The organism is Flavobacterium branchiophilum NBRC 15030 = ATCC 35035, assembly GCF_002217205.1.
Taxonomy (GTDB): Bacteria; Bacteroidota; Bacteroidia; order Flavobacteriales; family Flavobacteriaceae; genus Flavobacterium; species Flavobacterium branchiophilum.
Window position 1 is genome coordinate 1 of the sequence record NZ_MUGT01000154.1, and the last position, 939, is coordinate 939.

2 protein-coding genes are annotated in these 939 nt (G+C 29.8%); both read left to right on the forward strand.

Annotated features, from left to right (window positions below; translation table 11 throughout):
- Positions 1-604: hypothetical protein (locus tag B0A58_RS14370; RefSeq protein ID WP_207758854.1), on the forward strand; the 604-nt coding region annotated here is incomplete at its 5' end.
- Positions 605-620: 16 nt separating this feature from the next.
- The coding region (locus B0A58_RS14375; protein WP_133063151.1) for a hypothetical protein at positions 621-939 on the forward strand (319 nt) is incomplete at its 3' end.

A 939-nucleotide genomic window follows, 5' to 3' on the forward strand; every position in this document is an offset into this window, starting at 1 on the left:
ATTTAATATGCCTGAATTAGAGGAAGTATATACTCTTGAACATTTTGTACATGCAGCGAATATATCTTATCCCAAATTGAAAACATTGGGAGGTATTGCTATTGGGTACGGGCCAACAGGTCAAACACTTACCTTCCCTGTTTTAGAGGATTTAAATGGTAGTATAAATTTTGATCAAATTTCAATAAATTCAACCTTCAATTTCCCATTATTAAAAATTTGTGGAGGAATAGGTATAGAAGCAACTAATTCTACATTTAATTTTTCTTCACTTAAAGAAATTATTAATTTAAATATTTTGTCATCTCAAATAAATATTAACTTTCCTCTATTGGAAAAAATATCTAATCGATTATATTCAACAAGTGAAAACTTTACAATTCTAAATCTACCTTCTTTAAATTATTGTTTGGTTAATAATTATGAATATTATCCAGATGGGGGATTACCATCGTCAACTGTAAATACGATTTTAAGTAAATTTATAACGATTCAACCATTAAGTGGAAAAACAATTAGAATAGATGGCGAACAGCCTACTGGTCAGGGATTAACAGACCTACAAACTTTAGTAAACCAAGGAAATTCTGTACTTATATATTAATCTAATCTTTATACCTATGAAAACAAACACACTCACTATTAATTTGTTATTCAATTTATTACTCAGTTCTTTTACTTTTTTTTACTTTTCAAGTTTAAATGCTCAAACTGGAGATGTTGGTTTCACTTTAATTATTTCAGCTGGAAGTACATCGACGGCAAATTCAAGTTTGGAGCAATATTCCACTTCTAAAACTAGAACTTTTGATATTCCTGGCGAATATAAGATGATGCAAGTTGGGCCTACATATACTACAAATACCAACGTAGGTGTTTATAGATATTTAAACGAGGCTGTTAATCAGGCTTTAACATGGAACTACCAACGTATCGTCA